The organism is Acidithiobacillus sp., from assembly GCF_023255755.1.
GTDB lineage: Bacteria > Pseudomonadota > Gammaproteobacteria > Acidithiobacillales > Acidithiobacillaceae > Acidithiobacillus.
Map to the genome: position 1 here is coordinate 1 of NZ_JAGDVS010000089.1, position 8,714 is coordinate 8,714.

General features: G+C 57.9%; 7 protein-coding genes. 3 read left to right on the plus strand and 4 right to left on the minus strand.

The genetic code is table 11. The features are described from left to right. Both Q0C48_RS06130 and Q0C48_RS06135 read left to right on the plus strand, forming a co-directional pair. On the plus strand, nucleotides 1-268 hold a 268-nt coding region (locus tag Q0C48_RS06130), incomplete at its 5' end, for a hypothetical protein (RefSeq protein WP_291522549.1). Nucleotides 269-382: 114 nt separating this feature from the next. Further along, the gene (locus Q0C48_RS06135; RefSeq protein WP_291522551.1) at nucleotides 383-1,171 is read left to right on the plus strand and encodes a UDP-2,3-diacylglucosamine diphosphatase; all 789 of its coding nucleotides are present in this window, start codon (nucleotides 383-385) and stop codon (nucleotides 1,169-1,171) included. On the opposite strand, the gene gyrB is transcribed toward Q0C48_RS06135, so the two are convergent. The 4 genes from gyrB to dnaA all read right to left on the minus strand — a co-directional run bounded on the left by gyrB (nucleotide 1,172) and on the right by dnaA (nucleotide 7,364). Beyond that, on the minus strand, nucleotides 1,172-3,574 hold the full coding sequence (gyrB, locus tag Q0C48_RS06140; protein ID WP_291522553.1) for a DNA topoisomerase (ATP-hydrolyzing) subunit B: 2,403 nt from the start codon (nucleotides 3,572-3,574) through the stop codon (nucleotides 1,172-1,174). Then, a complete protein-coding gene (gene recF / locus Q0C48_RS06145; RefSeq protein ID WP_291522555.1) occupies nucleotides 3,571-4,626 on the minus strand; it encodes a DNA replication/repair protein RecF in 1,056 nt (351 codons plus the stop codon). Before recF ends, gyrB begins: the two co-directional genes overlap by 4 nt. Before the next feature lies 1 nt (nucleotide 4,627). Next, the gene (gene dnaN / locus Q0C48_RS06150) at nucleotides 4,628-5,725 is read right to left on the minus strand and encodes a DNA polymerase III subunit beta (RefSeq protein WP_291522557.1); all 1,098 of its coding nucleotides are present in this window, start codon (nucleotides 5,723-5,725) and stop codon (nucleotides 4,628-4,630) included. Between the two features lie 283 nt (nucleotides 5,726-6,008). Further along, nucleotides 6,009-7,364 (minus strand): chromosomal replication initiator protein DnaA, encoded by a 1,356-nt coding sequence (gene dnaA / locus Q0C48_RS06155; RefSeq protein WP_291522559.1) that lies wholly within the window; start codon nucleotides 7,362-7,364, stop codon nucleotides 6,009-6,011. A gap of 679 nt (nucleotides 7,365-8,043) precedes the next feature. Between dnaA and Q0C48_RS06160 the strand changes: the two genes are divergently transcribed. Next, the coding region (locus tag Q0C48_RS06160) for a hydroxymethylpyrimidine/phosphomethylpyrimidine kinase (RefSeq protein ID WP_291522561.1) at nucleotides 8,044-8,714 on the plus strand (671 nt) is incomplete at its 3' end.

Sequence of the window (8,714 nt, forward strand, 5' to 3'; positions counted from 1 at the left end):
CCTCATCATGGCTGCGCGTCCGCGCCTGCAAATCCGCTACTTCCGGCTCCAGGCAAAAAAGCCGGGCAACGAATTGTTCAAGATGGGGCGCGAGCTGCAGCAGAAATTCACTCTGGGCTTTATCGGCGGGCCGGGCGCCTGCGGCATGATAGACTTGCAAGTTTTCGGCAAGGGTTTGGTCTTTCTCCGCCAGGGATCGAAGAAATTCCCCATCCAGCCGCGCGAGGCCTTCAGCAGTAAAAAGTTCTTTATATTCAAATCCAAATAGATTAGACACCATAATCTCCCAGGTCATGCCGACGACTACACCGCAGCCAGCTTTCATCAAACTGTCATATTTTGCTGGCAATATAAGGTTCTGTCACCTTTTCAGGATGACCCTATGGCCCATTATCGCAGCATATTTTTATCGGACGTCCATCTCGGCACCCGCGGCTGTCAGGCGGAGAGCCTTTTGGACTTTCTGCGCCACAATTCCTGCCAGCAGCTCTATCTGGTCGGCGATATCATCGACCTGTGGCGCCTCAAGGTCCGCTGGTACTGGCCGCGCAGCCATAATACGGTGGTCCAGAAAGTCCTCCGGCTGGCCCGCTCCGGGGTCACGGTACGTTATATCCGCGGCAATCATGACCCCGTCTACGAGTTGCTCTCCGACTATGTGCAAACCCAGGGCAACACCATCGCCCTCGGCGACATCGCCATTCTCCAGGAAGCGGTGCACGAGACCGCCGATGGCAAAAAGCTCTGGGTCATCCATGGTGACCAGTTCGATGCCGCCATGCGCTATGCCACCTGGCTCATTCATATGGGCGATCATGGCTATACCCTGCTGCTCTGGTTCAATCGGCTGCTGCAAAGCGCGTTCCGGCATCTGGGCCTGCGCCGTCACTGGTCCCTGAGTGCTTACATCAAATACCGGGTGAAGAAAGCCGTGCAGTTTATCAACGATTACGAACACCTGCTGGCCGAAGAAACCTCACGCCGCGGTTATGCCGGAGTGGTCTGCGGCCATATCCACCATGCCGAGCAAAAAATCATCGACGGCATCCTCTATTACAACGACGGCGACTGGGTCGAGAGCTGTACCGCACTGGTCGAACATGCCGACGGGCGCATGGAAATCGTCCACTGGCCCGTACCCTTGCGTTTTGATCAGGATATCGCCGCGTAATCAGATATCGAGTCGCGATACGAAACGCGCATTTTCTTCGATAAAGCGGCGGCGCGGCTCCACCGCATCGCCCATGAGCATGGAGAAGACCTCGTCGGCAGCGATGGCGTCCTCCACATCCACCCGCACCAAACGCCGGTTTTCAGCGTTCATGGTGGTCTCCCAGAGCTGTTCCGGATTCATTTCACCCAGACCCTTGTAGCGCTGAATCTCGACACCGCGACGGGCGTCAGCCAGAAGCCAGTCCATGGCGGCGCGGAACCGGCTGACGGTAAGCCCTCGCTCGCCGCGTTCCATACGCGCGCCGGCGCGGATATTACCTTCAATCACCCGCGCATAGTCGGCCAGATGCCGGTATTCGCCACCGGCAAAGAAATCCTGATCAAAGAAACGCAGTTCCTGACTACCGTGATGTTCGCGGCGAACCACCAGGCGCAAAGCCTCCGCCTCACCCACCCGCTCCACCGTGTAATGTTCGGCGGGCAGGGCGTTGAGCTCCAATGCCGCGCGGAGCTGTCGCGCGAAGTCGTCCCAGGTGGCGCTATCCGCCGACTCCGCAACGATGGGCGGCAACGTGGCCAGGGCCCAGAGCAGGGTACCGGGATAGCGCCGTTCCAGGCGCTGCACCAAAGCCTCGATATTCTGGTACTGACGCATCATGCCGGCCAGTTGCTCGTCCGTTACCGGCTCAGCATCCGCCGCAGGACGAAATTGCGCGCCCTGCATGGCAATTTCGCGCAGGTAGGCGGCCAGTTCGGTGTCGTCCTTGATGTAGCGCTCATCCTTGCCTTTCTTGACCTTGTAGAGAGGTGGCTGGGCGATATAAATATGGCCGCGCGCCACCAGTTCGGGCATCTGCCGATAGAAGAAGGTCAGCAGCAGGGTGCGGATATGGCTGCCGTCGACATCCGCATCGGTCATGATGATAACCCGGTGATAACGCAGCTTGGCGACATCAAAATCCCCGGCGCCAATACCGGTACCCAATGCCGTAATGAGGGTGCCGATCTCATCCGACGAGAGCATCTTGTCGAAACGCGCCCGTTCCACATTGAGGATTTTGCCTTTCAGGGGCAGGATGGCCTGATGCCGGCGATCACGGCCCTGTTTGGCCGAGCCACCGGCGGAATCTCCCTCCACCAGATAGATTTCGCACTTGGCCGGGTCTTTCTCCTGACAGTCGGCCAGCTTGCCGGGGAGGTTGGCGATGTCCAGCGCGCCTTTGCGGCGGGTCAGCTCCCGTGCCCGGCGGGCGGCTTCCCGCGCCCGCGCCGCTTCGACAATTTTGGCGGCAATGGCCTGCGCCTCTTTGGGATGCTCATCCAAAAATATCGTCAGCGCCTCAGACATGGAGGACTCGACTATCGGTTTAACCTCGCTGGAGACCAGCTTTTCCTTGGTTTGCGAAGAAAATTTCGGGTCCGGTACCTTGACGGAAAGCACCGCTGTCAGCCCTTCGCGCGTATCTTCGCCACTCACCGCGACCTTGGCCTTGGCGATGATGCCTTCCCTTTCCATATATTGATTCAGCGTACGGGTCAGCGCACCGCGAAAGCCCGCCAAATGGGTGCCACCATCGGCCTGGGGAATATTGTTGGTGAAGCAGAGCACCACCTCGTTATAGCCTTCATTCCATTGCAGGGCGGCTTCAACGACAATACCGTCGCGCTCGCCGGTAAGGGTGATCACAGTGGGATGAATGGCGGTTTTGCTGCGGTTGAGATGTTCCACAAAGGCGCGGATACCGCCTTCATAATGGAAAACTTCTTCCCGCCCGCCGCGCTCGTCCAGCAGGGTGATATGCACGCCGGAATTGAGAAAGGCCAGCTCGCGCAAGCGCTTCGCGATAATCTCGAAGTGAAAATGGGTATCGGCAAAAACCTGAGGCGAGGGTTTGAAGCGGATGGTACTGCCATGTTTGCGTGACGCCTCTCCACGTGCAACCGGTGCCTGGGGTTCGCCATCATGATATTCCTGGGTCCAGACATAGCCATCGCGGAAGATACGCAACTGGAGCGTTTCTGAAAGGGCGTTCACTACCGAGACACCGACCCCGTGCAGACCGCCCGAGACCTTATAGGCGTTGTCGTCGAATTTACCGCCCGCATGCAGCACGGTCATAATCACTTCTACAGCGGAGCGGCCTTCTTCGGCGTGGATATCGACGGGTATGCCACGACCGTTATCGCTGACGCTGACGGATTCATCGTCGTGAATGGTAACGACGATGGCGTCACAATAACCGCCGAGGGCTTCGTCGATAGCATTGTCCACCACCTCAAAAACCATGTGGTGCAGACCGCTGCCGTCATCGGTATCGCCAATATACATACCGGGGCGCTTGCGTACCGCTTCCAGCCCTTTCAACACCTGGATACTGGTAGAATCGTATTTTCCCGTCATGATGCTGTTTCCTTCTCAAGCTGGCCTGCTGCCAGACAAAAATGGCTGCCGCTCACCGCCGCCGGAATCTGTCCGGCGGCGGTGACGGCAGCGAAGACCTGCACACCTAACAGATCGAGTTCTTTCACCCACCAATCCCGTGCTGAGGCGTCCAGCTCTGCCGCGAAATCGTCAATCAATATGGTCGGCAGGGGCAAACCGGCCTGCTTCAGAATCTTTACCTGCGCCAGGCGATAGGCCAGACCCAGTACCCGCAACTGGCCGCGCGAAAGGATGTCCAGTGCCGCTTTACCGCGCACCCGAAAGGCCAGATTGGCACGATGCGGACCACTGTGGGTATAACCCATTTCGCGGTCCTGTTCCTGGTCCCGCAGCAGGCAATCACCCAGTGCCAAGCCTTCTTTCCAGCCGCTGTGCAGATGCAGGCTAAGCCCGGAAAGTGACCCGGACCAGCGTTCCCAAAGGGCGGCGACTTCGGGCTGCACAGCGGCCAGGTGCGCTTGTCGCCGCTGCTGGATTTCTTCACCGGAGGCAATGACGCCGTCGTCCCAGGGTTGCTGGCCGTGACCGCTTTTCAGCCAGGCATTGCGCTGTTGCAAAGCCCGCCGGTACTGGCGAAACACCGTGCCATAGTAGCGATCCGCGTAATAGATGCCCCAGTCCAGTACGCGCCGGCGGTCTTCCGCCGTTCCGGCGACGAAGTGGCTGTTGTCATCGTGCAGGCTTTGCAGAGGCAGAATATCCAGTAGCATCCAGGCCGAACTGAGCGACTCACCATCATAGCGTATTTCCCGCTCCTCGCCACGCCGGCGCAGGGCGAGGAAATGATCGGGCAGGCGCGCACTGACCAGATATTCGCCGTCGCCATCCCGCTGAACATGGCGGGGGCCATGCCGCCAGGTTTGCCCCGTGCCGAGGATGTGAATGGCCTCCAGCACGGAACTCTTGCCCGTACCATTGGCGCCTATCAGCCAGTTCCACTGCCGGTCCGCTTTTAGATCCAGGGTTTCTATGGAACGCACCGATTGGATATGGAGGGCCTCCAGGGGCATTTCAAAGACGGACAGGCATGATGATATACAGGGGGTTATCTCCGTCTACCGGAGTAAAAACAGCGCTGCTGTCGCTGTCCTTGACCCGCATCCGCAAACTTTCCTGGGCGAATATCTGGGTGGTATCGGTGAGATAACGGCTGTTGAAAGCGATATCCAGAGCATCGTCCTGATATTCGACAGGAATTTGGATTTCGCCTTCTTCCTGTTCTTCATTGCGGCTGCGCAGGGTCATCTGGTTATTACTGAGGTGCAGATGGGTGGTCGGATTACGGTCGCTGACCAGGACATCACTTTGTTGCAAGGCGCTTTTGAAGGTCTGGCGGTCCAGTATGGCGAAGCGGGGATGTCCTTGGGGAATCACCCGCCGGTAATCAGGATATTTGGCATCGATGAGTTTGCAGGCGAACTGTTGTGTACCATCGTTGAGCAGAAAGCTGGTGTCCGACATCTCCAGCGCGATATCGCCATCATCGAGAATCCGCAACAGTTCGAGAACGGCTTTGCGCGGCAGAATAGCCTGGTAGCTCCCACTTTCCAGACTGCTGGCAAAGGGCAGGGTCATCATGGCCAGGCGATGACCGTCTGTGGCTACGAGACGCAGTTCCTGACCTTCCACCTCGACGAGGACGCCGTTCAGGAAGAGCCGGGCGTCGTTCTGTGCCATGGTGTTGGCAGCGACGGCAAGCGCTTCGCGAAAGGCTTTGGCATTGCAGTTACCCTGACAACGACTGCTGTGGATACTGAGGTATGGGAATTGATCAGCCGGCAATATGTGTAGGGTGAAACGGCTTTTAGCGGCTTTCAAGAGCAGTTTTTCGCCGTCTTTATGAAATTCTATGGGTGTGTGTTCCGGTAACGCCCGGCAGATGTCATAGAGCTTGCGGGCGGGAACGGCGCAGGTGCCCGGAGCGTCTACCGGATGGTCCAGGTCGGCGGAAAGCTGGACTTCCAGATCGGTGGCGACGAAGCGGCAGTGTTGCCCTGCGGCCTCGATGAGGACATGGGCTAGAATCGGTTGTACCGGTCGCCGGTCAGCAATGTTTGCCATATTGGCCAGGATAGGCAGGAGATCTTCGCGATCTATGGTGATTTTCATCAGGTTTTGCTCCTTGAATGCCAGGTCTGAAAAGGGGCCGGTCGGGCCGCTTTATATATATAATTTATATTCTTTCTTTTAACTACTATTATTATTAATGGCCCGGTAGCCTGTGGGAATGTGGTGTAATTCATTGTCTGATATGGAATTCTGGACCCAGATAAGCTGTCCGCAAGCTGTGGATAAGCCGGTATGCTCGGGGATAAAAAAGAGCCCCATTTTTCGTACAGAGTCTGCACAGGGGTTGTACAGGGGCTTATCCACAGCTTTTGCGAGTGCTGGATCATGCGCCAAGAATCCGTAGCAGGTTGCAGTAATCTTCATCCATCTGCGTGTCTTCCTGACGCAGTTTGTCGATCTGGCGGCAGGCATGGAGGACGGTGGTGTGGTCGCGTCCGCCGAAGGCCTCGCCGATTTCCGGCAGACTGTGGTTGGTAAGTTCCTTGGTCAGGCACATGGCTACCTGGCGTGGCCGGGCAATGTTGCGACTGCGCCTTTTGGACTGCATGTCGGAGCCGCGAATATGAAAATACTCAGCTACGACTTTCTGGATGTTGTCGAGGCTGACCATGCGCTTCTGCACGTCGATCAGATCACGCAGGGCCTCGCGGGCAGTATCCAGGTTGTAAGGTTTGTGGGTGAAGTTGACATGGGCGACCACCCGACGCAGTGCCCCTTCCAGTTCGCGGACATGGGAGCGGATTTTCTCGGCGATGAAGAAGGCCACTTCTTCGGGCAGCTCAACGCCGCTTTCTTCCGCCTTGCAGAGGACAATGGCCATGCGCGTTTCGAGGTCGTGGGGCTGGATGGCGACCGTCAGTCCCCAGCCGAAGCGCGATTGCAGGCGCTCTTCCAGGCGGTCCACCTCCTTGGGGTAGCGGTCACAGGTGATAATAATCTGCCGGCCGCCGTCAAAGAGGGCGTTGAAGGTGTGAAAAAACTCTTCCTGGGTGCGGTCCTTGCCCGCAAAAAACTGGATGTCGTCAATGAGCAGGGCATCCAGCTTGCGGTAGCGCTGCTTGAAGTCATTGATGGTGTTGTGTTGCAGGGAGCGCACCATGTCCATGATGAAGCCTTCGGAACTGACGTAGAGCACCTTGGCATCGGCGTTGCGTTGGAGGATGGCGTTGCCCACCGCTTGCATGAGATGGGTCTTGCCCAGACCGACGCCGCCATAGATATACAGCGGGTTGTAAGATTTCCCCGGATTTTCGGCGACCTGCCGGGCAGCCGCCACCGCGAGTTGATTGGATTTGCCTTCGACGTAGGACTTGAAGGAAAAGCCCGGGTTGAGCCGGTTGCCATTGCGAGGATCGGTGATCGGAGCAGTGGCTGGAGTAGCTGCTACCGGGGCTGGGGTCGTCGCTTCGTCGGCGCCGAGTTCCAGGCGAAGCATCATTCCCGGTGCAAGCTGGGCGAGCACCCCTTCCAGCAGATCCATCAGCCTTTCCCGCACCCATTCCTTGACGAAGGTATTGGGTGCGAACAGGCGCAGTTCGTTACCATGCAACTCGCCACGAAGGGGGCGCAGCCAAGTGTTGAACTGCTGGGCTGTGGTCTGTTCTTGCAACTGCACACACAGCGCCGCCCATAAGGCGTCTCCGTTGTGCAGCGCGGATGGCGCTGGATGACTGCTCATGCGTAACCTGGTCAGAGGGTCTGGAGGTGAAAGTGCTGTGCCTTCTGTCGCTACCATGTCAGTGTCACGCGGTAGCAAAGTGGGCTCACTCCCCGCAACGGGAAGGGCATTTCACCATAATTCTCCGTCGATGAAGTATACCCAAATGTGGCGGTGCGCGCCATTGACGGGCCTATGACCGGGTCTTTGCCCAAGGGGCAGGAAAAACGCGCGAGATGGGCACAACCATGGACGAATCTGAGCAGCCGTGGCAGCCAGGACGGCGCCCGGCCGGATAAAGTTTTCCACAAAGAGATTAACGTGCAGTTACGTGGAATTATTCGAAATTGTGTTTCGGTAGTTCATGTAATTTATTGTAATAAATAATAATTTATTGTTACAGAATGTTTCCGCTCGGCGTAAATACACTATGGTCATGACGAAATTACTGTTGTCAGCAAAATATCCACAAAGTTATCCACAGGCTGTTCAGGAACTTGATCCTGGAAAAAAACGCTGTCAGACGCACGATGGACAGCGAGGTCTTCCGGACGTCAGGCAATGAACATCTTGCTCACGGCCCCACGCAATGGCATTTACGGTGAGGCCAGTTTTTCTGCTAAAATCAGCGCCGGCAATAGCCGCATAAAGGGTCCCTCCATCCATGCCTGCGAAAGCAAGAATTGATGATTCATCCCGGATGGAATCCAGTCGCCAGGAAGCGGCGGGGCCTCCGCCCGTCGTCCTCACTGTTGCCGGCTCTGATCCCAGTGCGGGTGCGGGCTTGCAGGCCGACCTGCTGACCCTGGCCAGCCTGGGCGCGCATGGCTGCACGGCGGTGACGGCGCTGACTGTTCAGGATTCGGTGAATGTACGTGCCTATAGGTTGGTGAATCCGGAGGATACCGTGGCTCAGGCCCGTGCCGTGCTGGAGGACATGGCCGTACAGGTCATCAAAATCGGGATGCTGGGAAGTGTGGCCATGATAGCGGCGGTGAGCGCACTGCTGGCGGATTATCCGCAGATTCCCGTGGTGCTTGATCCGGTACTGGCGGCCGGAGGTGGCACGGCCCTGGCCGGGGCGGGATTATGCGCGGCCTTGGTCGCGCACTTGCTGCCGCAAGTAACGGTGATGACGCCCAACGGCCCGGAAGCACTGGCCTTGTCCGGCGCTGACGATTTGCCCACGGCAGGTGCCCGGCTCAATCGCCAGGGGGCGAAGTGGGTACTGATCAGCGGGGGTCACGGCGAGGGGCCGGAACTGGAAAACATGCTGTTTCGTGGCGGGGCGTTGCAGCGCACATTCCGGCAGCCGCGCCTGCCCCACCGCTACCACGGCTCGGGATGTACTCTGGCATCCGCGCTGGCGGC